Source organism: Lentzea sp. NBC_00516 (genome assembly GCF_036346835.1).
GTDB classification, from domain to species: domain Bacteria; phylum Actinomycetota; class Actinomycetes; order Mycobacteriales; family Pseudonocardiaceae; genus Lentzea; species Lentzea sokolovensis.
This window is the reverse complement of record NZ_CP107840.1, coordinates 6,723,086-6,745,615: the sequence shown is the minus strand read 5'-3', so window position 1 is coordinate 6,745,615 and position 22,530 is coordinate 6,723,086. Positions and strand designations below refer to the sequence as shown.

Annotated in this window: 24 protein-coding genes; 10 read left to right on the top strand and 14 right to left on the bottom strand. The window is 67.8% G+C overall.

What is annotated here, in order from left to right; translation table 11 throughout:
- Positions 1-10: 10 nt before the first annotated feature.
- Entirely contained in the window at positions 11-523 is a 513-nt protein-coding gene (locus OG205_RS30555) for a beta-class carbonic anhydrase (RefSeq protein WP_319975960.1), read from the bottom strand.
- Between the two features lie 154 nt (positions 524-677).
- On the opposite strand from OG205_RS30555, the gene OG205_RS30550 reads away from it, so the two are divergent.
- Complete coding sequence (locus OG205_RS30550) at positions 678-1,349, top strand: hypothetical protein (RefSeq protein WP_330271441.1); 672 nt, start codon at positions 678-680, stop codon at positions 1,347-1,349.
- Between the two features lie 166 nt (positions 1,350-1,515).
- Here the strand turns inward: OG205_RS30550 and OG205_RS30545 are convergent, their stop codons facing one another.
- Complete coding sequence (locus tag OG205_RS30545; RefSeq protein WP_330271440.1) at positions 1,516-2,619, bottom strand: LacI family DNA-binding transcriptional regulator; 1,104 nt, start codon at positions 2,617-2,619, stop codon at positions 1,516-1,518.
- Between the two features lie 134 nt (positions 2,620-2,753).
- On the bottom strand, positions 2,754-3,791 hold the full coding sequence (locus OG205_RS30540) for a LacI family DNA-binding transcriptional regulator (protein WP_093594115.1): 1,038 nt from the start codon (positions 3,789-3,791) through the stop codon (positions 2,754-2,756).
- A gap of 222 nt (positions 3,792-4,013) precedes the next feature.
- Here OG205_RS30540 and OG205_RS30535 point away from each other — a divergent pair, with 222 nt between their 5' ends.
- The 3 genes from OG205_RS30535 to OG205_RS30525 all read left to right on the top strand — a co-directional run bounded on the left by OG205_RS30535 (position 4,014) and on the right by OG205_RS30525 (position 7,144).
- Positions 4,014-5,273, top strand: a complete 1,260-nt coding sequence (locus tag OG205_RS30535) for an extracellular solute-binding protein (protein ID WP_330271439.1) — start codon at positions 4,014-4,016, stop codon at positions 5,271-5,273.
- A 96-nt stretch (positions 5,274-5,369) separates the two neighbouring features.
- Positions 5,370-6,248: a carbohydrate ABC transporter permease gene (locus OG205_RS30530; RefSeq protein WP_330278259.1), complete on the top strand. Its 879-nt coding sequence runs from the start codon at positions 5,370-5,372 to the stop codon at positions 6,246-6,248.
- Complete coding sequence (locus OG205_RS30525; RefSeq protein ID WP_330271438.1) at positions 6,248-7,144, top strand: sugar ABC transporter permease; 897 nt, start codon at positions 6,248-6,250, stop codon at positions 7,142-7,144. The genes OG205_RS30530 and OG205_RS30525 overlap by 1 nt, the downstream gene beginning before the upstream one ends.
- Here OG205_RS30525 and OG205_RS30520 read toward each other — a convergent pair.
- Positions 7,134-7,679 (bottom strand): dihydrofolate reductase family protein, encoded by a 546-nt coding sequence (locus tag OG205_RS30520; protein ID WP_330271437.1) that lies wholly within the window; start codon positions 7,677-7,679, stop codon positions 7,134-7,136. The two genes, OG205_RS30525 and OG205_RS30520, sit on opposite strands and share 11 nt — an antisense overlap.
- A gap of 193 nt (positions 7,680-7,872) precedes the next feature.
- Here OG205_RS30520 and OG205_RS30515 point away from each other — a divergent pair, with 193 nt between their 5' ends.
- The 4 genes from OG205_RS30515 (at position 7,873) to OG205_RS30500 (ending at position 11,577) form a co-directional block, all read left to right on the top strand.
- Positions 7,873-8,967, top strand: coding sequence for an ABC transporter ATP-binding protein (locus OG205_RS30515; RefSeq protein ID WP_330271436.1), 1,095 nt, complete (start codon positions 7,873-7,875; stop codon positions 8,965-8,967).
- A gap of 98 nt (positions 8,968-9,065) precedes the next feature.
- Positions 9,066-9,977: a metal ABC transporter solute-binding protein, Zn/Mn family gene (locus tag OG205_RS30510; RefSeq protein ID WP_330271435.1), complete on the top strand. Its 912-nt coding sequence runs from the start codon at positions 9,066-9,068 to the stop codon at positions 9,975-9,977.
- Complete coding sequence (locus OG205_RS30505) at positions 9,974-10,765, top strand: metal ABC transporter ATP-binding protein (RefSeq protein ID WP_319975952.1); 792 nt, start codon at positions 9,974-9,976, stop codon at positions 10,763-10,765. The genes OG205_RS30510 and OG205_RS30505 overlap by 4 nt, the downstream gene beginning before the upstream one ends.
- Positions 10,762-11,577 carry a metal ABC transporter permease gene (locus tag OG205_RS30500; RefSeq protein ID WP_330271434.1) on the top strand — a complete coding sequence of 272 codons (816 nt, stop codon included), beginning with the start codon at positions 10,762-10,764 and terminating at the stop codon, positions 11,575-11,577. Before OG205_RS30505 ends, OG205_RS30500 begins: the two co-directional genes overlap by 4 nt.
- Here OG205_RS30500 and OG205_RS30495 read toward each other — a convergent pair.
- From OG205_RS30495 to OG205_RS30470, 6 genes are all read right to left on the bottom strand, one after another.
- The gene (locus OG205_RS30495) at positions 11,563-12,921 is read right to left on the bottom strand and encodes a GGDEF domain-containing protein (RefSeq protein ID WP_319975950.1); all 1,359 of its coding nucleotides are present in this window, start codon (positions 12,919-12,921) and stop codon (positions 11,563-11,565) included. The genes OG205_RS30500 and OG205_RS30495 overlap by 15 nt on opposite strands.
- A gap of 319 nt (positions 12,922-13,240) precedes the next feature.
- Positions 13,241-14,467 carry an MFS transporter gene (locus tag OG205_RS30490; protein ID WP_330271433.1) on the bottom strand — a complete coding sequence of 409 codons (1,227 nt, stop codon included), beginning with the start codon at positions 14,465-14,467 and terminating at the stop codon, positions 13,241-13,243.
- 590 nt (positions 14,468-15,057) lie between these two features.
- A complete protein-coding gene (rlmB, locus tag OG205_RS30485; protein WP_330271432.1) occupies positions 15,058-16,029 on the bottom strand; it encodes a 23S rRNA (guanosine(2251)-2'-O)-methyltransferase RlmB in 972 nt (323 codons plus the stop codon).
- Positions 16,030-16,034: 5 nt separating this feature from the next.
- Positions 16,035-17,429: a cysteine--tRNA ligase gene (gene cysS, locus OG205_RS30480; protein WP_330271431.1), complete on the bottom strand. Its 1,395-nt coding sequence runs from the start codon at positions 17,427-17,429 to the stop codon at positions 16,035-16,037.
- Positions 17,426-18,049, bottom strand: a complete 624-nt coding sequence (locus tag OG205_RS30475) for an HAD family hydrolase (protein ID WP_330271430.1) — start codon at positions 18,047-18,049, stop codon at positions 17,426-17,428. Before OG205_RS30475 ends, cysS begins: the two co-directional genes overlap by 4 nt.
- A gap of 25 nt (positions 18,050-18,074) precedes the next feature.
- Positions 18,075-19,019 (bottom strand): toll/interleukin-1 receptor domain-containing protein, encoded by a 945-nt coding sequence (locus OG205_RS30470; RefSeq protein ID WP_330271429.1) that lies wholly within the window; start codon positions 19,017-19,019, stop codon positions 18,075-18,077.
- A gap of 53 nt (positions 19,020-19,072) precedes the next feature.
- On the opposite strand from OG205_RS30470, the gene OG205_RS30465 reads away from it, so the two are divergent.
- Positions 19,073-19,369 carry a DUF6191 domain-containing protein gene (locus OG205_RS30465; RefSeq protein WP_330271428.1) on the top strand — a complete coding sequence of 99 codons (297 nt, stop codon included), beginning with the start codon at positions 19,073-19,075 and terminating at the stop codon, positions 19,367-19,369.
- Positions 19,370-19,374: 5 nt separating this feature from the next.
- Here the strand turns inward: OG205_RS30465 and OG205_RS30460 are convergent, their stop codons facing one another.
- From OG205_RS30460 to OG205_RS30445, 4 genes are read right to left on the bottom strand one after another with little or no spacing between them, the layout of a single operon-like run.
- Positions 19,375-19,767 carry a PPOX class F420-dependent oxidoreductase gene (locus tag OG205_RS30460; RefSeq protein WP_330271427.1) on the bottom strand — a complete coding sequence of 131 codons (393 nt, stop codon included), beginning with the start codon at positions 19,765-19,767 and terminating at the stop codon, positions 19,375-19,377.
- A gap of 5 nt (positions 19,768-19,772) precedes the next feature.
- Entirely contained in the window at positions 19,773-20,240 is a 468-nt protein-coding gene (ispF, locus tag OG205_RS30455; protein ID WP_330271426.1) for a 2-C-methyl-D-erythritol 2,4-cyclodiphosphate synthase, read from the bottom strand.
- Positions 20,237-20,929: a 2-C-methyl-D-erythritol 4-phosphate cytidylyltransferase gene (gene ispD, locus OG205_RS30450; RefSeq protein WP_330271425.1), complete on the bottom strand. Its 693-nt coding sequence runs from the start codon at positions 20,927-20,929 to the stop codon at positions 20,237-20,239. Before ispD ends, ispF begins: the two co-directional genes overlap by 4 nt.
- Before the next feature lie 43 nt (positions 20,930-20,972).
- Entirely contained in the window at positions 20,973-21,461 is a 489-nt protein-coding gene (locus OG205_RS30445) for a CarD family transcriptional regulator (protein ID WP_012782996.1), read from the bottom strand.
- A gap of 230 nt (positions 21,462-21,691) precedes the next feature.
- On the opposite strand from OG205_RS30445, the gene OG205_RS30440 reads away from it, so the two are divergent.
- Entirely contained in the window at positions 21,692-22,486 is a 795-nt protein-coding gene (locus tag OG205_RS30440; RefSeq protein ID WP_330271424.1) for a hypothetical protein, read from the top strand.
- Positions 22,487-22,530: the final 44 nt, after the last annotated feature.

Below are 22,530 nucleotides of genomic sequence, written 5' to 3'. Positions count from 1 at the left end.
ACAACGAACTTCAGGCGGCGGCGGTCTCGGCGGCGTCGACCTCGCGCAGTTCACCGGTGTGCACGTCGTAGACGAACCCGCGGATCTTGTCCGTGTGCGGGATGAACGGGCTGCGCCGCAGCCGGGCCATCGACCCGCGCACGCTCTGCTCGACGACCTTGAACGCCTCGACGGCCCAGGTCGGGCGCAGACCGGTGTCGGTCTCCAGCTCGTCCTTGAAGTCGTCCTCGGTCACCATCTCCAGGCCGCAGTTCGTGTGGTGCACGAGCAGCACCTCGCGCGTGCCGAGCTTGCGCTGGCTCAGCGCGAGCGAGCGGATGGCGTCGTCGGTGACGACCCCTCCCGCGTTGCGCAGCACGTGCGCCTCACCCTGCTTCAACCCGAAGATCTCGAACACCCGGATGCGCGAGTCCATGCAGGTCAGAATCGCCACCTGCAGGGACGGCTTCGCGGACGAGCGATCTCCTGGAACCACGTTCCCGAGCTCGTAGTTCCGCTTGAGCAGTTCGTCGATCGCGGTCATGTGACACACCTCCATGGCCTACCGGCGGACCCCACGTCGATTGGAACCGGAGTTAGCGCACGTTCACAAGGGGTTTCCGCTCAATATCACGTTCACCGGATCGAGCGACGCTCGCCTACGCCTGGATCAGACCTGGTCGGGCTACGTTCGGGCCGTGATCGAGCCCACAGGTCCGCTGCCGCCCACGGTGTACTGGCGCCGCCGCCTCGCCGCGATCGGGGCAGGGCTGGTCACACTCCTGCTCGTCATCTGGATCGTCGGGATGTTCGGCTCGGACGCCGAGACCGCCCAGCCCTCGAACGCGGCCGCTGCGTCGTCCTCGAACCCGCCGCCGAGCATGTCCGAGAGCCCGGCCGCCGCGTCGTCCTCCTCAACGACCCCGCCGCCCTCACCGACGGAGACCACCCCTCCGCCTCCGCCTCCCGGGCCGCCGCAGCCCTGCCCGGACGACGTGATCGGGGTCGTGGCGAAGGCCAACAAGCCCTTCTACACCATCGGTGACCAGCCGGAACTGTCGATGGACGTCGTCAACACCGGCCCGGTGCCGTGCATCAGGGACATCGGGCGCCAGCACCGCGAGCTCACAGTGCTGACCGCGGACGGCGCGACCGTGTTGTGGTCGAGCAACCACTGCCTCTCGGCGGTGGGCACGGAAACCCGCGTGATGCAGCCCAAGGAAGCCTTCAACTACGGCACCAAGTGGGCGGGCTCGACCTCGACGCCGGGCTGCGGCGCGCACACGCGGGTCGGGCCGGGCGACTACCTGCTGGTGGCGAAGCTGGCCGGAAAGGCCAGCTCACCCGTTGTCTTCAGACTCGAGCACTAAGTGCTGTGACCGGCGGCCTTCACCGCGTCTTCCGGCGCTCAGCAGGGCACCTCGCGACACCGGCCCCGCGCCCCCGTACAACCAGTACGAGGACGCGGGGCCGGCGCCGCGATGCACCCGTCTGACCGTCGAAAGACGGGGCAAAGGCCGACGGTCACAGCACTTCTCAGGGCCCGAACCAGCGCTCATCCGCACCACCGCGCGGCGCCGCCGACGTGTTGCCGATGATCAGTTCGGTCGCGAGGTTGACCGACCTCGGCCGCGTGCGCTCGTTCGTGTCGAGCAGCAGCTTGCCCGCCGCCCGGCCCTTCTCCAGCACCGGCTGACGGACCGTCGTGAGCCCGGCCTCCTCGCCGGCGCGGATGCCGTCGAACCCGGTCACCGTGATGTCGTGCGGGACGCGCAGGCCACGGCGGGCGGCTTCGGTCATCGCGCCCAGCGCCAGCACGTCCGAGGTGCAGATCAGGGCGGTGATCTGCGGGTCGCGGTCGAGGACCTGGGCCGCGCCGGACGCACCGGAGACCATGTTGTGGTCGAAGCGCTCGGCCACGGGCACCTGCGACCAGTCGACGCCGGCCTCGCTGAACGCCTCTGCCAGACCCGACAGGCGGTTGCGCTGCACGTGGAAGTGCGCGGCGTGCTGGCGGTCCGGCGTCACGAAGCCGTCGTTGCGGTCACGCGCGAGACGCATGCAGACGACGCCGATGCGGCGGTGGCCCAGCCCGATCAGGTGCTTCGCGAGCTCGTACATCGCGCCGCGGTCGTCGATGCCGACGCGGTCCACGGTGCCGAGGTCCGGCTGGTCGCAGACGACGGTGGGCACCGGGCGTTCCAGCACGGCGGCGAGGTGCGGGTCGTCGTCCGGCACCGAGTAGACGACGAAGCCGTCGACACCGGCACGGTGGACGGACGCGACGTCCTCGCGTTCGGGGTTGGCGGGCACCAGCAGCAGACCGGTTCCGGCGTCCTCGCACGCGAGCGCGAGGCCCTCCAGGAACCCGATCGCGGCCGGGTCGCGGAACGCGTAGGAGAGGTTCTCGGTGAGCAGCAGGCCCACCGCCCCGGCCTTGCGCGTGCGCAGCGAACGCGCCACAGGATCCGGGCCGGGATAACCCAGCCTTCGGGCCGTGTCCAACACCCGCCGACGCAGCTCGGGCGAGAGCTGGTCGGGACGGTTGTACGCGTTGGACACCGTTGTCCGGGAAACGCCCAGCTCAGCGGCCAGAGAGGCCAACGTCGCCGGACGTCGCACATGCATCGACCGTGCCATGAAAGGACCGTAACGGTTCAGAACCAATTCGTGAAGTCAGGGTGACCTGCGTCCCTCAAATGACGCATCCGCGCAGGTTGACCCATCTGCCTTGTTCAGAAGTTGGTCCAGACCAATTAGGTCAATCGGTCATCTCATTTCGGAGGCGCAGACGATTCCCTCGCGACGAGCCGCGGCCGGAACACGCGGGTGTAGTTGTCGGTCCCCTGCCTGCGGCGATCGGGATCCAGGCGCAGCACGAGCTCGTCGATCGCGGCCGCGGCCATCTCCTCGATCGGCTGGGCGAGCGTCGTCAAAGCGGGCGAAGAATAGGCAGCCAATGGGATGTCGTCGAACCCGACCACCGACAGCTCTCCGGGTACCGAGATCCCTCGCTGGTGCGCCTCGCGCATGACGCCGAGCGCCATGTGGTCGGACGAGCAGATCACCGCCGTGGGCGTCACCGTGTCCAGTAGCTGCGCCACGGCCTGACCGCCGCCCTCCGCGCTGAACGGCGCGTGCGCGACGTACTCCGAGCCCGCCGGCAGGTGGTTCTCCTCCAGCGCGGCAGCCCAGCCGGCGCGCTTCAGGCGCGACGGCAGCGAGCGCGCCGGACCCGAGACGAACCCGATCCGTTCGTGGCCCAGTTCGATCAGGTGCTTGGTGGCCATGTAGCCCGCGAGCTGCTCGTCCACCGTCACGTCGGGCACGTCCAGCGCGGGCGTGGCACCGTTCAGGAAGACCATGTGGACGCCGTCCGCCAGGAGCTTCGCGTAGTAGCTCGGGCGGGGCGCCTGACCGAGCGGCACCTCGACGTTGGTGATCTCCGGTGACACGAACACCATGCCCTCGACCCCGCGGGCCAGGAGCATCCGGACGTACTCCTCCTCGCCCATCGGGGCGCCGCTGCGGGTGTTGCACAGCAGCGACGAGTAGCCCAGGCGCGCGGCCCGCGTCTCCAGGGCCTCGGCGAACGCCGGGAAGACCGGGTTCGAGAGCTCCGGCACCAGCAGGCCGATCACGCCGGTGCGTTGCAACGCACCGAGTCCGCGCGGGGTGTACGGCATCTCCGCGAGGACCGACAGCACCCGCTGCCGGGTCTCCTCGTTCACACCGGCGCGCCTGTTGAGAACACGGCTCACGGTCGAGATGGACACCCCGGCTGCCCTCGCGATCTCGGACAGTCCGGACACGTTGCCTCCCAGCTCAGATCAGGTTTGGCGCAAGCCTGCCGTGTTAAGAAAAAATTTGCAACGAGCGTTTGCAAGACAGGGCCGTTACGGCTTGGTTACGGTCGACGTCTTGACCTGACCATGGTTCTGGTAGTGAAATCGCCCGCAACATTATCGCAAAACCTTGCAAGACCCTCGCCTCACTCGGAGACGAGGCCCCAGCTGGAGGGAACGGCAGCAACGATGCGACGGACAACCCTCGTGACCGCCATGGCGACGGGTGTCGCCCTCGTGCTCACCGCCTGCGGAAGCGGTGGATCGAGCAGCAACAGCGGAACCGACTCGGGCGAGGTGACCTTCTGGGACACCAGTGGTCCCAACGAGAGCCCGGTCTTCAAGAAGATCGCCGAAGGCTGCGCCACCAAGGACGGCTACAAGGTCAAGGTTGAGACGCAGGCGTTCGACGGCGCGCTCAACAACTACAAGACCGCGGCTCAGGGTGGTCAGGGCCCCGACGTCTTCCGCTCCGAGGTCGCGTGGGTGCCGCAGCTCGCGAAGCTGAGCCTGGTCGAGGACCTGTCGGACACCGACCTCGCGAAGGACACCTCCGACTTCCTGGAGGCCCCGCTCGGTTCCACGAAGTACGAGGGCAAGACCTACGCGGTGCCGCAGGTGACCGACTCGCTCGCGTTGATCTACAACAAGAAGAAGCTCGCCGACGCCGGTGTCGAGCCGCCCAAGACCTGGGACGAGCTCAAGGCCGCGTCCGCCAAGCTGGGCGGCGAGAAGTCGTTCTTCCTCAACAACGACGCGTACTACGCGCTGCCGTTCATCTACGGCGAGGGCGGCGACCTGGTCGACGCGTCCGCCAAGAAGATCGTCGTGAACTCCGCGCAGAACGTGAAGGCGCTCGAGACCGCGAAGAGCCTGCTCGACGGCAAGTCCGCCACCACGGCGCTCGACGCGACGAACTCGTACTCGAACATGCAGGCCGCGTTCTCGTCCGGTGAGGCCGCCATGGTCATCAACGGCCCGTGGGCCGTCGCCGACTACCTCAAGGGCGCCGCGTTCACCGACCCGGCGAACCTCGGCATCGCCGCGGTCCCCGGTCCGTCCGCGGGCAAGGGCAGCGCGCCCGTCGGTGGCCACGACTACGTGATCCGCAAGGCCACCAAGGCGAAGCAGTCGTCGATCAAGTTCATCACCTGCATGGCGTCGGTCGAGTCGCAGTCGGCCATCGCGAAGGAGCTCGGCCTGCTGCCGAGCCGCAAGTCGGCCTACCAGAACGCCGACGTCAAGGCCAACGCCATCGTCGCCGCGTTCGAGCCGGTCGCCAAGGTCGCGCACGAGCGTCCGTGGATCCCGGAGGGTGGCGAGCTGTTCGACCCGCTGAAGATCGGTTACGCCGACTTCCTGGCCGGCAAGAAGGACGCCAAGACCGCCCTTGACGACGTCGCCAAGGCGTACAAGGACAAGGTCGTTCCCGAGTACTCCATCGGCTGATTGATGCTGGACGGCCGGGGCCTCGCGCCCCGGCCGTTCGCCTGAGGGGAGATCTCGGTGCGTCGGTTCCTGGACAGGTACTGGTACGCGTATGCGATGGTGCTGCCGGTCGTGGTGGTCATCGCGGTGTTGGTGCTCTACCCGCTCGCCCAGGGCGTGTTCTTCACCTTCACGAACATCAACGAGAGCAACATCGCCAACCCGATCCTCGATCGGCCGGCCACCTACGACGTCGTCGGCTTCAAGAACTACCTCAACGTGCTCACCGGCGGTGAGTCGTTCGGCGACTTCTGGGGCACGCTCGTCCGCACGCTGATCTGGACCTTCTCGTGCGTGGTCCTGCACTACGCCATCGGTCTCGGCCTGGCGATGCTGCTGAACCGCCAGGTGCGCGGCCGTTCGTTCTACCGGGTGCTGCTGATCCTGCCGTGGGCCGTGCCCGCATTCATCAGCGCGTTCGCGTGGAAGTACATGTTCAACGCGCAGTACGGGATCATCAACCAGCTCCTGCGCTCGGTCGGCCTGCCGGACCCGGTGTGGCTCGGCCAGTCGAACTGGGCGCTGGTGTCGGTGATCATCGTGAACACCTGGCTCGGCGTGCCGTTCATGATGGTGGCGCTTCTCGGTGGCCTGCAGTCGATTCCCGGCGACCTCTACGAAGCGGCCGAAGTGGACGGTGCCACGCCCTGGCAGCGGTTCCGGCACGTCACGTTGCCAGGACTGCGTTCCGTGTCGTCGACGGTGGTGCTGCTGGGCATCATCTGGACGTTCAACATGTTCCCGGTGATCTACCTGATCGCCGGCCCGAACCCGAACGCCCGGATCCTGGTCACCTACGCGTTCGAGCGCTTCTTCTCGGGTGCCTCCCGTGACTACGCCATCGCGTCGACCTACGGCGTGCTGATCCTTTCGGTGTTGTTGGTGTTCGCCACGATCTACCGGCGAGCGCTGCGCAAGCAGGGCGAGGTGTGGTGATGACGCTCGACGCTTCGTCTCTCCAGGTGGTCGCGGCCACCGATCGCCGGTTGCGCAGGAAGGACCGGTCCAAGGGCGCGTCGATCGCCCTGCACGCCACGCTGATCGTCGCCGCGGCCATCGCGGTGTTCCCGGTCTTCTGGGTGTTCGTCACCTCGCTGAAGCCGGACGCCCGCGCGGTCGAGCCGACCCCGAAGCTGGTCAACGAGTCCTCTTTGGACAACTACACGCGGATCCTGGCTGGCGAGAAGGGCGACTTCCTCGCCTGGTTCGGCAACTCCGTGGTGATCGCGCTGATGACCACGGTGATCGGCGTCTTCATCTCGGCCACCGCCGGGTACGCGGCCTCGCGGTTCCGCTTCCCCGGCAAGCGCGGCCTGATGATGTCGTTCCTGCTGGTGCAGATGTTCCCGTTCGCGGTGCTCATCGTGCCGCTGTACAACATCCTGATCGCGCTGGGGCTCAACGGAACCTCCATCGGCCTCGTGCTGGTCTACTGCACGACCGCGGTCCCGTTCTGCACCTACATGTTGAAGGGCTACTTCGACACGGTGCCGGCCGACATCGACGAGGCCGGCCGCATGGACGGGCTCTCCCCGTTCGGCGTGTTCTGGCGGCTGATCATTCCCCTGGCCAAGCCGGGTCTCGCGGTCACGTCGTTCTACGCGTTCCTGACGGCCTGGGGCGAGGTGGCGTTCGCGTCCGCGTTCCTGTCCGCCGCGGACGAGTCGAAGACGCTGGCGGTCGGGCTGCAGGTGTTCGTGCAGCAGAACAGGACGGAGTGGGGCCACCTGGCCGCCGCCTCCATCCTGGTCGCGATTCCCGCGATCATCGTTTTCTACCTGGTGCAACGGTTCCTGGTGCAGGGCCTCGCGTCCGGCGCCGTCAAGGGCTGATCGTCTCCCGCACCGGCCGATACCGCACGTCCACCTCCGAGTGGGCGTCCGCGGTGTCGAGCCGGTGCAGGTGGATCGGCGCTCCGCCTGGGTTGTCGTAGAGCCTGAGGCCGTCGCCGAGCAGCACGGGCGCGATGTGCAGGGCGATCTCGTCGAGGAGTCCCCGCTCGATCAGCTGACGGGCGATGGTCGGCGAGAACACCTCGAGGTCCTTGCCGTCCGCGGCCTCGAGCCCGATCCGCACCGCCTCGGCCACGTCGCAGGTCAGGAACGTGACACCGTCGTGGGGCGTCGCGTCCTCCGGGTGGTGGGTCAGGATGAAGAGCTTGCCCACGAACTGACCGTTGTACGCGGCGCTGGGGTCCGGCATCTGGTCCCAGCCCTTGCGGCCGCCGAGGATGGCGCCCGTGCGCTCGGCGTAGCTGTTGACGAGCTCTGGCTGGTCCGTCGTGTGGGCCAGCCAGCCGAAGCCGTTGCCCGGGTCGGCCACGAAGCCGTCCAGTGACATCGAGAAGTGCACTCGCACGTTGCCCATCTGTCTCCTCCTGTGTTCGGTGTTCACAGGGGTGGACCGGGGCGCCGCGGAGAACTCATCGGTCGTGCGCGGAAGCGTTCCGAACGTAAGCGCTTACGTTGTCCTGCCTCGAAACGTAAGCGCTTACGTCTGTTCCCGTAAGCGCTTGCAATGCATAACGTCGCGCCCAGACAAGCGGTGAAAGGTGCGTCACATGGCAGAGGTGTCCTACGTCAAGGCTTCGCGGATCTTCTCCGGTAACCCGCCGGTCCGCGCGGTCGACGAGCTTTCCCTCGAGGTGAGCGACGGCGAGTTCCTGGTGCTGGTCGGTCCGTCTGGTTCCGGTAAGTCGACGGCGCTGCGCATGCTCGCGGGCCTCGAGGACATCGACGAGGGCGCCATCCAGATCGGTGGCAAGGACGTCACGAACGTGCCGCCGAAGGGCCGGGACATCGCGATGGTGTTCCAGTCGTACGCGCTGTACCCGCACATGACCGTCGCGGAGAACATGGGCTTCGCGCTCAAGCTGCGCGGTGTGCCGAAGCCCGAGATCAAGGCGAAGGTCGAAGAGGCCGCCAAGATGCTCGACCTGCAGAAGTACCTGGAGCGCAAGCCGAAGGCGCTGTCCGGCGGTCAGCGTCAGCGCGTCGCCATGGGTCGCGCCATCGTGCGTGAGCCGTCCGTGTTCCTCATGGACGAGCCGCTGTCCAACCTGGACGCCAAGCTGCGCGTCGAGACGCGTGCGAACATCGCCGCTCTCCAGCAGCGTCTCGGCACCACCACGATCTACGTCACGCACGACCAGGTCGAGGCCATGACGATGGGCCACCGCGTCGCGGTGCTCAAGGACGGCCTGCTGCAGCAGTGCGACACGCCTCGCGCGCTGTACGACCGTCCGGCCAACGCGTTCGTCGCGGGCTTCATCGGCTCGCCGGCCATGAACCTCAAGACCGTGCCGATCTCGGCGGAGGGCGCGAAGCTCGACGGCATCATCGTGCCGCTGAGCCGTGCCGCGCACGATGCCGCCGGCGGTCTGGACGAGGTCACCTTCGGCATCCGGCCCGAGGCGCTCGGCATCGTGCCGTCGACCGACGAGGGCATGGAGATGACCGTCGAGCTGGTCGAGGAACTCGGTGCCGACGCGCTCGTGCACGGTGCCGTGAAGATCGGCGACTCGTCGCAGCGCTTCGTCGTCCGCGTCGACGGCCGCACGCCGCCGACCCTGGGGCAGCACGTGAAGGTCGCCGTGCGCGACGACACCGAGATCCACCTGTTCCACCCCGAGACGGGCGAGCGCCTGGAGTCCTGAGTCACACGTTCGAGCCCCCGGCGTGACCGCCGGGGGCTTTTTCGTGTCGTAAGCTGAACTCGACAACGGTTTCCATTACCTGATCGAGGGACGGCGTGATGACTCTCCGCAATGCTCTGGTCGGCACTCTCGCCGTCGTGAGCCTGGCCGCCTGCGGCACTACCACGCCGTCTGCCGACAGCGGCAAGATCCAGGTCGTCGCCTCCACCAACGTGTGGGGCAGCGTCATCAAGGCGGTCGGCGGCGACGAGGTCGAGGTCAAGGCCCTGCTCGACGACCCGGCGGCCGACCCGCACTCGTACGAGAGCAAGCCCGCGGACGCGGCACTGGTCAAGGACGCCAAGCTGGTCGTGTTCAACGGCGGCGGCTACGACGACTTCTTCGCCAAGCTGATCACCAGCGACGCCACCAAGAAGATCGAGGCGTTCCCACTGCGCGACAACCACGCGGAACCGCAGACCGGCGCGCCCGACGCCGACGGTCACGACCACAGCGTGAACGAGCACGTCTGGTACGACCTGCACACCGTCCAGGCGGTGGCCGAGGCCGCGGCGAACGAACTGGGCGCCCTCGCGCCGGACAAGAAGACGACGTTCGAGAAGAACACGGCGGACTTCACCACCAAGCTCGAGGAGCTGGAGAAGAAGGTCGCCGGCATCGGCAAGGACCGCAAGGTCGCGTCGACCGAGCCGATCGCGCACTACCTGATCGACGAGTCCGGCGCCGAGGACGTGACGCCCGAGGCGTTCAGCAAGGCGATCGAGGAGGAGTCGGACGTGCCGGCCGCCGCCCTCGCGTCGATGAACCAGCTGGTCGAGTCCAAGCAGGTCAACGTCCTGGTGGAGAACACCCAGACCGAGAACCAGGTCACGAAGAGCGTGGTCGAGAAGGCCAGGGCGGCGGGCGTTCCCGTCGTCGCGGTCACCGAGACGTTGCCCGAGGGCGTGACCGGCTACCTTGACTGGATGAGCAAGCAGGTTGACGCGCTCACGCAGGCGCTCAAGGCATGAGCGCGATCTCGCTGCGCGGGGCCCGGCTGTCCTACGGGGACAGAGTGTTGTGGGACGGGCTCGACCTCGACGTCGAACCCGGTGAGTTCCTCGCGGTCCTGGGGCCGAACGGCTCCGGCAAGACCAGCCTGATGCGCGTGCTGCTCGGACTGCAGCCGCTGTCCTCCGGCACGGTCTCGATCGCGGGCGGCAACCACTCCATCGGGTACGTCCCGCAGCAGCGAGCGCTCGACCAGTCCATGACGTTGCGCGGCCGCGATCTCGTCGGACTGGGCCTGGACGGCCACCGGTGGGGTTTCGGGCTGGGCGGCCGCCGGGAGCGCAAGATCCGTGTCGACGCGGCCATCGAGGCCGTGGGCGGTACCCGATACGCGGATTCGCCGATCGGGGTGCTGTCCGGCGGGGAGCAGCAACGGTTGCGGGTCGCGCAGGCGCTGGTCGGCGACCCGACCGTGATGCTGTGCGACGAGCCGTTGCTGTCGCTGGACCTCGCGAACCAGCGGATCGTGTCCGAGCTGATCGACAAACGGCGTCGTGAGTCCGACACCGCGGTTCTCTTCGTGACGCACGAACTGAATCCCGTGCTGCCGCTCGTCGACCGGGTCCTGTACCTGGTGGGCGGGCGGTTCCGCGTAGGTACGCCGGAAGAGGTCATGAACTCCCGCACGTTGTCCGAGCTGTACCGGACGCCGGTCGAGGTCGTGCGGGTGCGCGACCAGATCCTGGTGGTCGGCGCCGGCGCCTGCGAGGAGCAGACGCACCACCTGTCGGCGGAGGCCGCGTCGTGACGTTCTTCGACCTGCTCGAACTGGACTTCGTGCAGACCGCGTTGATCGCGGCCGCGGTGCTGGGGCTGGTGGCCGGCGTTCTCGGTCCGCTCGTGGTCACGCGCAAGATGGCGTTCGCGGTGCACGGCACCAGTGAGCTCGCGTTCACCGGTGGTGCGGCGGCGTTGCTGCTCGGCGTCGGCATCGGGTACGGCGCGCTGGCCGGGTCGATCATCGCCGCGGTGCTGCTCGGTGTGCTGTCACGCCGCGAGAGCGACCGCGACTCGGTGATCGGCGCGATTCTCGCGTTCGGGCTCGGCATGGGCATCCTGATGCTCGCGCTCTACAAGGGGCGCACGTCCAACAAGTTCGGTCTGCTGACCGGTCAGATCGTCGGCGTCGACTCCACCGACCTCAAGCTCCTGGTGATCTCGTCCATCGCCGTCCTGGTGGTGATGGCGTTCATCTACCGGCCGTTGTTCTTCGCGTCGGTGGACCCGGACGTGGCGGTGTCGCGCGGGGTTCCGGTGCGGACGCTGTCGATCGTGTTCGCGGTGCTGGTCGGTGTCGCGACCGCGCTGTCCGTTCAGGTCGTGGGCGCGTTGCTGGTGCTGGCGTTGATGATCACGCCGGCGGCCGCGGCGATGCGTCTCACCGCGTCGCCTTTGCGGGCCACGATCCTGTCCGTCGTCTTCGCCGAGATCGCCGCGGTGGGAGGCATCCTGCTGTCGCTCGTGCCGGCGCTGCCCGTCAGCGCCCTCGTGACGGCCCTGAGCTTCGTGATCTACCTGGTCTGCCGGGCCGTGTCCTGGCGACGGTCACGCACTGCGTGAGCTGATCGGCTTGGTCACGTCGTCCTGACGGGGCGCGGGCATCAGCCGCGGCGGGATGTCCAGGCCTGCCACGCGGACCTGGTTGCGGCCGTTCTCCTTGGCCTTGTAGAGCGCCGCGTCCGCCGAGTGCTGTGCGGTGGCCATGTCCGGGCCGTTGTCCGGGATCACCGCCACGCCGATGGACGCCGAGATCGCCTGCAGCGACTCGCCTTCCGGTTCCGGGGGCTGGATCTCGCGGCCGTACAGGGTGACCACGTTGCGGTGCTTGTCGGTGGTCGGGACGGCCAGGGAGCCGATGGCCTCGCGGATGCGTTCGGCGATCGTCACGCCCTGGGCCACCGGGGTGTCCTTCAGCGCCACCACGAACTCCTCGCCGCCGTCCCTGCCCGCCACGTCGCCGGGGCGGAGCTTCTCGCGCAGGATCCGGCCCACCTCGGCCAGGACGGCGTTGCCCGCCGGGTGGCCCCAGGTGTCGTTGATGCGCTTGAAGTGGTCGAGGTCGATCACCAGGACGGTCATCGGTTCGCCGTCCAGGCGGCAGCGTTCGGCCAGGCGGCCCGCGTACTCGGTGAGTCCGTTGGTGTTGAGCAGGCCCGTGCGGTAGTCGGTGTGGGCGTCCGCGGCCAGGCGCTGGTGGAGCTGTTCCTGTTCGCGCAGCAGGCGTTCCAGGTGGGTGCGGCGTTCACCCGCACGCGACAGCAGCGCGTTGACCAGGATCACCGGCACGGTCAGCAACAACGGTCCGACCCAGTGGCTCGTCATGAGCATGCCGAGCATGGCGCCGGCGCCGAGCGTGCTCATCTCGAGCATGTTGTCGACCTTGGAGCCGAGGAAGTCGAGGATCTTCGAGTTCGGCGTCACGATCTTGAACGCGGCCGCGACGGTCATCACCTGGACCAGCCAGTAGACGACCGCGGCTATCGCGAGGATCAGGACGAGGCTCAGGTCCGTCGGGATGTTCCCGGTGGCGGCCAGCGAGACGCCCGACAGGTGCACCAGTGCCCAGGACAGGAGGGTCGAGGCGAGCATGGAGGCGGTGCCGAAGACGAAGCGGTAGGGCTGGCGGCGGGCGATCGGCTGGATCAGGATTCGCATCCAGATCGTGGCGATCACGGCCAGGCCGCCGGGCAGTGCCACGGCCGCGGCGAAGGTCCAGACCGAGGTCAGGTCTATGTGGGGCCCTGAGGCCTCGTTGCGGCGGGCTTCTTCCGCTCTGCGCACGACGGTCAGGTGGATGGTGATCGCGGCGATGAGCGCGGCGAATCGGAGCCAGTCGGTGGTCGCGACGTCGGTGAGCTTCGTCAGCAGCCAGATGGCGGCAACGGCCACGGCCGCTTCGAGCACGAAAAAGTATGCGATCGCACTGGGCGCAACGGTCCAAAGGTCCCAGTTGCGAATCGGAGTCAAGCCGAGTGCCCGCGATCGCCCGCGATCAGTCAAACTGTTCTTCACCACGACCCCCTACGCTCATGGCAAGTCATGAGCTAAGCCGCCGCTGACCAGGTCGTAGACCACCGCGCTGCCGCTTGTCGCAACGAGGAGGTGTCCTTCCATGTGCAACCGAGACTTCTGAACGCCACCCTTCCTCTAGTCGGCTTCAATCTCGCATCCAGATCATCATGGTGCCTCTACGACGGATATCGCTATTGGTGACCGTTCTGTTTCAGATTGCCACCGCCTTCGTGCCATCGCGACCCCGAGCACGTCGCCAGGCGAAGGTTGCCTGCGTCGCGAGCAGCAGTCCGATGCCGCCCGCGCCGGCGATCGTGGCCGTCACCGATCCGATCGAATGAGCGACGACACCGGCCAGCGCCATTCCACCACCCTGGCTCGAACGCAACGCCGCGCGCCCAATGCCATAAGCCCTTCCGCGGTACTGGTCGGGTAGCAGGCGCATCCACGCCGAACGAGCGGGTGTGTGATAAGCCCCGCCTATACCGGCAATCACGAGCAGAACGATCGTCCAGGTCAGGTTCGGGTTGAAAGCGAACATGACCAACGGCGCCAGCGACAGGATCGCCAGCGGGCCGATCAGCCGTTCTCGCTTCGCCGGATCCCGCACGAGACGGAAGAGCAGCGCCACACCCAGCACGTTCGCGGCGGGTTCGATGGCGAGGATCAGGCCGACCGCCCACACGGCGTTCAGGCTCGCCGCCAGCGGGACCGCGAGTCCTTCCGGGACCATCGCGAGGCCCGCGAGCATCCGGACGCCCAGCAGGGTCCTCAATCGCGGCTCCGACACCATCAGCGTGAGCACGCCGCGCGGTTCTTCGTCGTCCTTCTTCTTGCGGCCCAGCGGATCGGCGGCCGGGCGGTGCTTCACGGACGTCTGCACCAGGATCGCCAGGGCGGCGAACGTGACCGCGTTGATCCCGAGCGCGAGGCCCGGGCCGCTGTGGGCGACGAGGAAGCCCGCGGCGGCGAGACCCGCCATCTGGGCGATGTCGACGGACGTGCCGAAGAGCGCCACACCGTCGTCGTAGCGTTTCGGCGGGAGTACGTGAGGGAGGCTCGCCTCCTGGGCCGCGAGGTACGGCGAGGAGATCGCCAGAACCACCACGAGCAGCACGATCATGGCCCACAGGGGCATGCCGGGAATGGCCATCGCGCCCATGAGCACGGCCTGCATCCAGGCCGTCGTCACCATTACGGTGCGTCGCGGGAACCGGTCGGCGACCCAGCCGAGCAACGGGCCCGAAATCAGTGGCGGGAACAGCGTCAGCGACCACGTGAGGGCGGTCCAGGCAGCGGATTGTGTTCGCTCGAATACGAGCAGTGACAATGCGACCGCCGCGAGCTGGTCTCCGGCGGTCGAAGCGGTCGAGCCGATCCACATGGCGCGGAACTCGCGCAAACCCACGAGCTCGCGGAGCGCGCCGCGGGTCGTCATGCGGTGCTCCGGACAGCCGCTCCCCGCGCGCGGTGAATCGGCACGTCCCGATTCGCTCTACGCCGAGTCACGTCGCCCCCGCCGGTGGTAATCAATTCCTATCGACAATCACGGTAGAAGCTGTCTGACCGTTCAACGTCTGTCCTACCACAGTGTGTACCTAAACGGAGCAGGGCAGTTACCTAAAGTAGTTACAATAGCGAAACGTAGAGCTGATCTTCTTGACAGTTGACCTGGGCGTCGCCTGATTGGACCCCAAATGGTCACGGTGTGTGTCAGCCGGTGCCAAACGGATGTCTCGTGTTCCGCCGACCGGCGCAACTCGCACCGGCTCCTACCTGGTGAAACAGGCGAATTGCGATCGAGACGAAGGTACCCGCGTCCGGGAGTGGCGCGGAATAGGCCACGCCGTTTGTCATCCCGATGAGTCGCGAAGTTCTGGCAAGTGTGGAGATCCCGTTTCCCCGCCCGCGTAACGAAACCGGTTTCGCAGGCGAGGAAAACGATCACTAACGTCGGCAATGAAGGCGCTTAGCGTCGCGAACTAGCCGATAACGTCAGGCAACCGTCAGACAAGGCCGTCTGACGTGTCAGCCTTTGGCGTCGAGACGGCGGCGGCGAGCGATCTCGGCCAGCACGACACCGGACGCGACGGACGCGTTGAGCGACTCGACGCCCTTCGCCATCGGGATCGACACGGTCTGGTCGCACGTCTCCTTGACCAGACGGCCGAGACCGCGGCCCTCCGACCCGACCACGACGACGAGCGGGCCCGTCGCGAGGTCGAGACCGTCGACGTCGACGTCACCGTCGGCATCGAGGCCGACGATCATCAGACCCGCCTCCGCCCAGTCGCGCAGCGTGCGGGTGAGGTTCGTGGCCATCGCGATCGGGATCTTGGCGGCCGTGCCCGCGCTGGTGCGCCACGCGACAGCGGTCATCGACGCGCTGCGCCGCTGCGGCACCACGACGCCCTGAGCGCCGAACGCAGCCGCGGACCGCACGACAGCACCCAGGTTGCGCGGGTCCGTCACGCCGTCCAGTGCCACCAGCAACGGCGGCGTGGTGGCGCGTTGAGCGAGCTCGAGCAGCTCGTCCGCGGTCGCGTACTCGAACGGCGGCACCTGCAGGCCGAGGCCCTGGTGCATCGCGCCGGCGGTGATCCGGTCGAGCTCACCGCGGGCGACCTCCAGCACGGTGATGCCGCGGTCGGCGGCCAGGCGCACGGCCTCGGCCACGCGGTCGTCCGCGTCGATGCCCAGCGCCACGTACAGCGCCGTCGCGGGCGTACCCGCGCGCAGACACTCCACGACGGGGTTGCGGCCCGCCACGGTCTCCGCGGAGGCCTTCTCCTTGGTGTGCCGGCGCCGGGTGTTGACCGCGTCGGTCTTCGCCGCCACCTTGGCCCGCTTGTAGGCGGGGTGGTTCGGGCGCTCGATCGCCTTCGGCGTCGGACCCTTGCCGGTCAGCCCCTTGGACTTCTGCCCGCCGGAGCCGACGACCGCGCCCTTCTTGGAGCCCGGATTGCGCATCGCGCCCTTGCGCTTGGAATTGCCAGCCACGGAAGTCAGTCGTCCTTCAAAGTCCACTGCGGACCGTCGGGGGTGTCCTCGACGGCGATGCCCGCGTCGTGCAGCTGGTCGCGCAATGCGTCAGAGCGCGCGAAATCCCTGCTCTTGCGGGCTTCTTGGCGTTCGACGAGAAGTCGATCCACCAGGGTGGTCAACGCCTGTCGCATGCCGAGATCGGCAGGCGACGCGTCGTTCCACTTCGGCGACAACGGGTCGACGCCGAGGATGTCAGCCATCCGGCGCACGCACTCGGCGGCCGCACGGGCCGTCTCGTGGTCGCCGTCGGCGAGTGCCGTGTTGCCCTGGCGCACCTTGTTGTGCAGCGCTGCCACGGCTTGGGGCGTGTTCAGGTCGTTGTCCATCGCCACGACGAAGTCCGGGCACATGTCGCCGCGGAGCTCGATCGGGCCGACGCGTTCCGCGGTGCGGCGCAGGAACGACTCGATGCGCCCGTAGGACGTCACCGCCTCCTGCAACGCCTCTTCGGAGTACTCGATGTGCGACCGGTAGTGCGGCGAGACCAGGTAGTACCGCAGCTCCTGGGCGCGGACCAGTTCCAGCATCGCGGGGATGGACACGGTGTTGCCGAGCGACTTGGCCATCTTCTCGCCCGACAGCGTCACCCAGTAGTTGTGCATCCAGTAGTTCGCGAAGCCGTCGCCGGCCGCGCGGGACTGGGCCTGCTCGTTCTCGTGGTGCGGGAAGATCAGGTCGAGCCCGCCGCCGTGGATGTCGAACGTGCTGCCGAGGTACGTCGTGGCCATCGCCGAGCACTCCAGGTGCCAGCCGGGCCTGCCGTCGCCCCACGGGGTCGGCCAGGACGGCTCGCCGGGCTTGGCGGCCTTCCACAGCGTGAAGTCGCGCGGGTCGCGCTTGCCGCGCACCGCCGTCTCACCCTGCTCCACGCCGTCGAGCCGCTGCCCGGACAGCGCGCCGTACTCGGGGAACGAGCGCACGTCGAAGTAGACGTCGCCGTCGACGTCGTAGGCGTGGCCCTTGTCGATCAGCCGCTGCATCAGCTCGACCATCTGCGTGACGTGGCCGGTGGCGCGCGGCGCGTACGACGGCGGCAGGCAGCCCAGCGCGTCGTAGGCGTCCTCGAAGGCGCGCTCGTGCTTGTACGCCCACTCCCACCAGGGCCTGCCGTGGTCGGCGGCCTTGGTGAGGATCTTGTCGTCGATGTCGGTGACGTTGCGGACCAGCGTGACGTCGGCGCCGTCACGGGCGAGCCAGCGGCGCAGTACGTCGAAGTTCAGGCCGCTGCGGACGTGCCCGATGTGCGGCACGCCCTGCACGGTCGCCCCACACACGTAGATCGACGCCGTTCCGTTGACCTGCGGGTGGAACTCCCGCATGGACCGGCTCGCGGTGTCGTAGATGTGGAGGCTCACACGGGAATGGTACGGGCCACATCCAAAAGAGCGGTCGGGCGGTCACTCGTCGGAACCGGGTTGACGAGCCGGAAGGAGCAACCGATCGACTCCGCTCCGCCGTCCGCCTCCTCGCTGTCGCCGACCATTACGGCATTGCGGGGATCGACGCCCAGCCGTTCGCACGCGGTGGTGAAGATCTTCGGGTCCGGCTTGATGACGCCTTCTTCGTAGGACAGCACGAACTCGTCCACGAGGTGCGTGAGGCCGTGCAGCTCGAACACGGTGCGGATGTCCCAGCCGATGTTGCTGACGACCGCGACCGGGACGTCCTTGAGGTGCTCCAGCGTCGCCCTGGTGTCCGGGTAGGGCTGCCAGGACTCGGGGTGCAGCAGCTTGTCGTAGAAGGCCTCGGCGTCGGGCACCAGCGCGTCCTCGAGGACCTTCACGTGCACCCAGCGGTGCACGTCGGGGTCGAGGTCGCGCCGGTGCCAGCCGTCGGCCAGCTCGGGGTCCATGCCGTCGGCGATGCCGACCGGGGCGGTGAGGGCACGCATCAGGGCACCGTTGGACTCCAGCTCGGGGTGTTCGAGCCGGAACAGCGTGCCGGAGAAGTCGAAGAGCGCGGCGCGGATCGTCACGCCCCCGACTCTACGTGCCGAACGGCTAGGTGGTCTGGACCTTTTTGAGCTCGGCCTCGACCGCCGACGGGTCGTAGGAGAGGGTCAGCCGCAGGTCGCCCGTGCCGCGGACGCTGGCAGCCGCGAACTCCTCGACGAACTGCTCGATCTGCTGGAGCGGCTGGTCGGCGAGCTGGGACGCGGCCTTGTAGAGCGCGGTGAAGCGGTCCGGTGTGGTGGTGCCGCGCAGGTCGGCGGACCAGTCGAGGAGATTCTCGTAGGCCTCCACGAAGCTGTTGGCCAGGTACTTGATCTTGTCGCTGTCGCCGGGCTTGCTGGCCGGGCCGAACGCGCTCTGCAGCCTGCCGGGGGAGAGCAGGTCCGCGATGCCGTTGATGATCCCGTCGAACGTGCGGCTGCGCGCCGTGAAGGTGTCCAGCGCGTCGACGTCCGAGGTGATCATGCGCTTCGGCCGCACGCTGCCCATCTCGTGGCTGATCCGCTTGTCCTTGAGGTTGCGCATGTGCAGCCCCACGGTGTCGGAGAACAGCTGGTACTCCCAGCCGGGCGGCGGTCCGGCCACCGGGACGCCGACCTTCTTCGCGATCATCTCGGCCAGCTCGCGGGGCGTGCGGCCGCGCAGGTCCAGGTACCCGGTGCCGACGCGCAGCGCGGGGATCTCGGTGTCGTCGAACCGGACGGGCAGCACGTACTCGGTGTCGGAGGTCAGGGCGCGGTCGAACGCGGACTGCCGCTCGTGCTTGGTCCACATCTTCCTGGCGTAGGCCTCCGAAATGAACATCACGCAGAAGCGCGAGTCGTGGCGGTAGATCTGGTCCAGGTGCTCGACGAGGTTCTTGCCCCAGAGATCGGCCTGCTCGTCGGTGTCGTAGAAACGGGAGACGCCCAGCTCGGTGAGGTGGCGGGCCACCTCGTCGACGTAGGGGCGGTCTTCGCCGGCGAAGGAGAGACAAACGTCGTACTTGGGCACGAGGCGCATGTTAGTGGCGGGAACCACACCGACGTACGGGGAGTTGTCCAGGTATGAGCCTGGGGTTCCTGTTCGCGATGTCGTTACCCGCGTTGGTGGCGGCGTTGTTCGTGCTCGCCGTGGTCGAGCGCTTCGTGCGGGGCAAGAAGAAGGGCACGCCGATGTCCACCGCCGGGATCGGTGAGCTCGGCGCGACGTTCGAGGCCGGCAAGCGCGAGGAGATCGAGTTCCGCAAGGAGGAACGCCTGCTGCGCGACGACGAGGGGGACGGCGCGCCGCCGCGAAGCCGGGTGGACCTCGACGGCGGCCGTGCCGTGCTCAACGTGCCCGCGCAGAGGCAGCCGAGTTAACGGCTCTAGGCGTTTCCGGTGGTCTTGGCGACCTTGATGCGGACGATGACGCGCACGTTGTCCGTGCCGGCGTCGCCCGGGTAGTCCTTGCCGAGGTACTTGTGCGACAGCTCGTTGATGAGCTCGGCGCCGCCCTCGGTGGTCAGCGACGCGTCACCGCGGAACTCGCTGTACTGGTACGGGTTGTCCTTGTTGATGACGGTGATGCTCACCCGCGGGTCGTTCTGCAGGTGGCGCTCCTTCGCCCGGCCGACGACGGTGGAGAACAGCACGTCGTCGCCGTCGCGCTTGATCCAGACGACCGAGGTCTGCGGGCTGCCGTCCTTGGTCAGCGTCGCGACCGTGGCGTAGTTCGGGCTGTCGAGGAGTTCGCGCTGCGTTTCTGAAAGCGTGGCCATGTTCGTCAGGCTACGGGGAACAGCAAGGCTGTCGCGATCGCCGCGATGCCTTCGTTTCGCCCTGTGAGACCCAGGCCGTCCGTGGTGGTGCCGGCGACCGAGACCGGACCGCCCACGGCGTCGGAAAGCGTTTTCTGGGCCTCGTCGCGGCGCTTGCCGATGCGCGGCTCGTTGCCGATGACCTGCACTGTGGCATTTCCCACACGGAATCCGGCCTCTTCGACGAGGCGGCGCACCTCCGTGAGCAGGACCACGCCGTGCGCGCCCGACCAGCGCGGGTCTGACGTGCCGAACACGGCGCCCAGGTCACCCAGGCCCGCCGCGGACAGCAGCGCGTCGCACAGGGCGTGTGAGGCCACGTCGCCGTCGGAGTGGCCGGCGCAACCGTCGACGCCCTCCCACAGCAGACCGGCGATCCAGCACTCCCGGCCCGACTCGATCGGGTGGACGTCGACGCCCTGGCCGATCCTCACTTCTGGCCTCCGCTGAACAGTGCTTCCGCGACCGCGAGGTCGAACGGCGTGGTGATCTTCATGGCGTGCGCGTGCCCTGGAACCGTGTGCACGGCGACACCGTTCTTCTCGACGAGACCGGCGTCGTCAGTCGCGGCGATACCGGAGCAATAGGCGGCTTTGAGAGTCTCGGCGCGGAAACCCTGCGGGGTCTGCACGATCCGCAGACCGGCTCGATCAGGTGTGGAGACGACCACTCCGACCTCGTTCACCTGCTTGATCGTGTCGGCGACCGGAAGCACCGGGATGACGGCGTCGTGTCCGCCGCGCACAGCGGCGACGACGTCGGCGATGACCTCGGGAGGGGTGAAGGCACGGGCAGCGTCGTGGACCAGCACGATCGAGGTGTCCGGAATCACGCGGAGCGCGTGTTCGAGGGCGAGCCGCACCGAATCGGTGCGTTCGGCGCCCCCTGAAAGCACGTGCACCGCCCCGCCGGCCGGGGCCAGCGAGGCGGTTGCGGTGTGCACCAAGTCCACATCGGACGGTGGAGCTGCGATGACGACGTGCTGAACCTGGCCTGACTCGAACAGACCACGTACGGCACGAGTCAACAGCGGAACGCCGTTGACCGGCACGAGCGCCTTGGGCATCCCGTAGCCCAGACGCTCACCTCGCCCCGCCGCGGGCACGAGCGCGACAACACTCATGTTCGCGACTAAGTCCGATGCTCTGATTTGTTTGTTTGAAAAACTACGAGGCGGTGGCGAGAACTTCGTCGAGGAGAACCTCGGCCTTGTCCTCGTCGGTGCCCTCGGCCAGCGCAAGCTCGCTGACCAGTATCTGCCGCGCCTTCGCCAGCATCCGCTTCTCGCCGGCGGAAAGCCCGCGATCCTTCTCGCGCCGCCAGAGGTCGCGCACCACTTCCGCAACCTTGTTCACATCGCCAGAGGCGAGCTTCTCAAGATTGGCCTTGTACCGCCGAGACCAGTTGGTCGGCTCCTCGGTGTGGGGAGCACGCAAGACCTCGAAAACCTTGTCGAGCCCTTCCTGGCCGACAACGTCACGCACGCCTACGATTTCGGCGTTGTCAGCGGGAACCCGAACGGTGAGGTCGCCCTGCGCTACCTTGAGAACGAGGTACTTCTTTTCCTCGCCCTTGATCACGCGGGTCTCGATTGCTTCGATGAGAGCGGCACCGTGGTGCGGGTAGACGACGGTCTCTCCGACCTTGAAAACCATGTGTCCTCTGCCCCTTTCGATGCCTCCATCCTAACACGTCCGGCAACCCTTCGATCGCTGCTCGATGATCCGTTAGTGCTGGTCAGGGCCATGCGGGGGGTTGACAAACCACCTGTTCGCGTGCAAGGTACGTCTCATCGAAGATCGACTGGCATCCCGTCGCGTCCTCGATTCGGCTCCCGGTTAGGCTCCTTGCCTGGTGGTTGTTCCCTAGGAAGGACGCTGGAGCCGTGAACTCAGGAGTGTCTCGCCGGATGATCGTGACGGCAGCGCTGGCCGCGGGCCTCGGCCTGGTGGCGGTCGGCTGCAGCGCCGGTCAGGTCACCCAGACCGACACCCAGGTCGCCGCCGTCGACGGTGCGAGCGGCAACGCGGGCCCGATCGCGGTGCGCAACGTAATGCTCGCTTTCCCGCCGGACGGCAACCGGTACCACGAAGGCGACGACGCGCCGCTGACGTTCGTCATCGCGAACTCGGGCTCCGCCCCGGACAAGCTGCTGTCGATCAAGTCGGACGCCTCGGAAGCCGAGGCCGAGGTCGTCGGCTCGAAGGAGATCCCGGCGCAGTACGCGCTGCGGGCCGAGTACGACGCCTCGAAGGCGCCGGTGAAGTCCTCCGCGCCCTCGTCGTCCGCTGCCTCGTCCTCGTCGGTCGTGCCGACCTCGGGTGCCCCGTCGTCGAACCCGTCCTCGTCGAATCCGTCGTCGTCGGTGACGCCGTCGTCCGGTGCCCCGTCCTCGGGCGTGTCGTCCTCGAACGTGTCGCCGTCCTCGGGCGCGTCGTCGAGCGGCCGCCCGTCGGGTTCCTCCGTCGCGCCGACCTCGTCGTCGGCCGCGGTCGACCCGAGCCTCGAGGTGCTGGAGATCCGCTGCACCTTCAAGAAGCTGAACCGCGACGTGGTGGCGGCCCAGACCGTCAAGGTCACGTTCCTGTTCGAGAAGGCCGGCTCCGTGACGCTGGAGGTGCCCGTGGCGCCGTCCGAGCACAAGCGCACGAGCGAGGGCCACGAGTCCGGCGGTCACTGAGTTTTTGGCCGCTGCTCCGCAGACGGCGGCGAGTTCGCCTTTGA

What these genes read in the sequence shown, in the direction of transcription:
- OG205_RS30525 (WP_330271438.1), top strand. Translation starts at nt 6,248, where the DNA reads ATGACGCTCGACGCTTCGTCTCTCCAGGTGGTCGCGGCCACCGATCGC.
- OG205_RS30505 (WP_319975952.1), top strand. Translation starts at nt 9,974, where the DNA reads ATGAGCGCGATCTCGCTGCGCGGGGCCCGGCTGTCCTACGGGGACAGA.
- OG205_RS30535 (WP_330271439.1), top strand. Translation starts at nt 4,014, where the DNA reads ATGCGACGGACAACCCTCGTGACCGCCATGGCGACGGGTGTCGCCCTC.
- OG205_RS30530 (WP_330278259.1), top strand. Translation starts at nt 5,370, where the DNA reads ATGGTGCTGCCGGTCGTGGTGGTCATCGCGGTGTTGGTGCTCTACCCG.
- OG205_RS30545 (WP_330271440.1), bottom strand. Translation starts at nt 2,619, where the DNA reads ATGGCACGGTCGATGCATGTGCGACGTCCGGCGACGTTGGCCTCTCTG.
- OG205_RS30515 (WP_330271436.1), top strand. Translation starts at nt 7,873, where the DNA reads ATGGCAGAGGTGTCCTACGTCAAGGCTTCGCGGATCTTCTCCGGTAAC.
- OG205_RS30465 (WP_330271428.1), top strand. Translation starts at nt 19,073, where the DNA reads ATGAGCCTGGGGTTCCTGTTCGCGATGTCGTTACCCGCGTTGGTGGCG.
- OG205_RS30555 (WP_319975960.1), bottom strand. Translation starts at nt 523, where the DNA reads ATGACCGCGATCGACGAACTGCTCAAGCGGAACTACGAGCTCGGGAAC.
- OG205_RS30445 (WP_012782996.1), bottom strand. Translation starts at nt 21,461, where the DNA reads ATGGTTTTCAAGGTCGGAGAGACCGTCGTCTACCCGCACCACGGTGCC.
- OG205_RS30460 (WP_330271427.1), bottom strand. Translation starts at nt 19,767, where the DNA reads ATGGCCACGCTTTCAGAAACGCAGCGCGAACTCCTCGACAGCCCGAAC.
- OG205_RS30490 (WP_330271433.1), bottom strand. Translation starts at nt 14,467, where the DNA reads ATGACGACCCGCGGCGCGCTCCGCGAGCTCGTGGGTTTGCGCGAGTTC.
- OG205_RS30510 (WP_330271435.1), top strand. Translation starts at nt 9,066, where the DNA reads ATGACTCTCCGCAATGCTCTGGTCGGCACTCTCGCCGTCGTGAGCCTG.
- OG205_RS30520 (WP_330271437.1), bottom strand. Translation starts at nt 7,679, where the DNA reads ATGGGCAACGTGCGAGTGCACTTCTCGATGTCACTGGACGGCTTCGTG.
- ispD (WP_330271425.1), bottom strand. Translation starts at nt 20,929, where the DNA reads ATGAGTGTTGTCGCGCTCGTGCCCGCGGCGGGGCGAGGTGAGCGTCTG.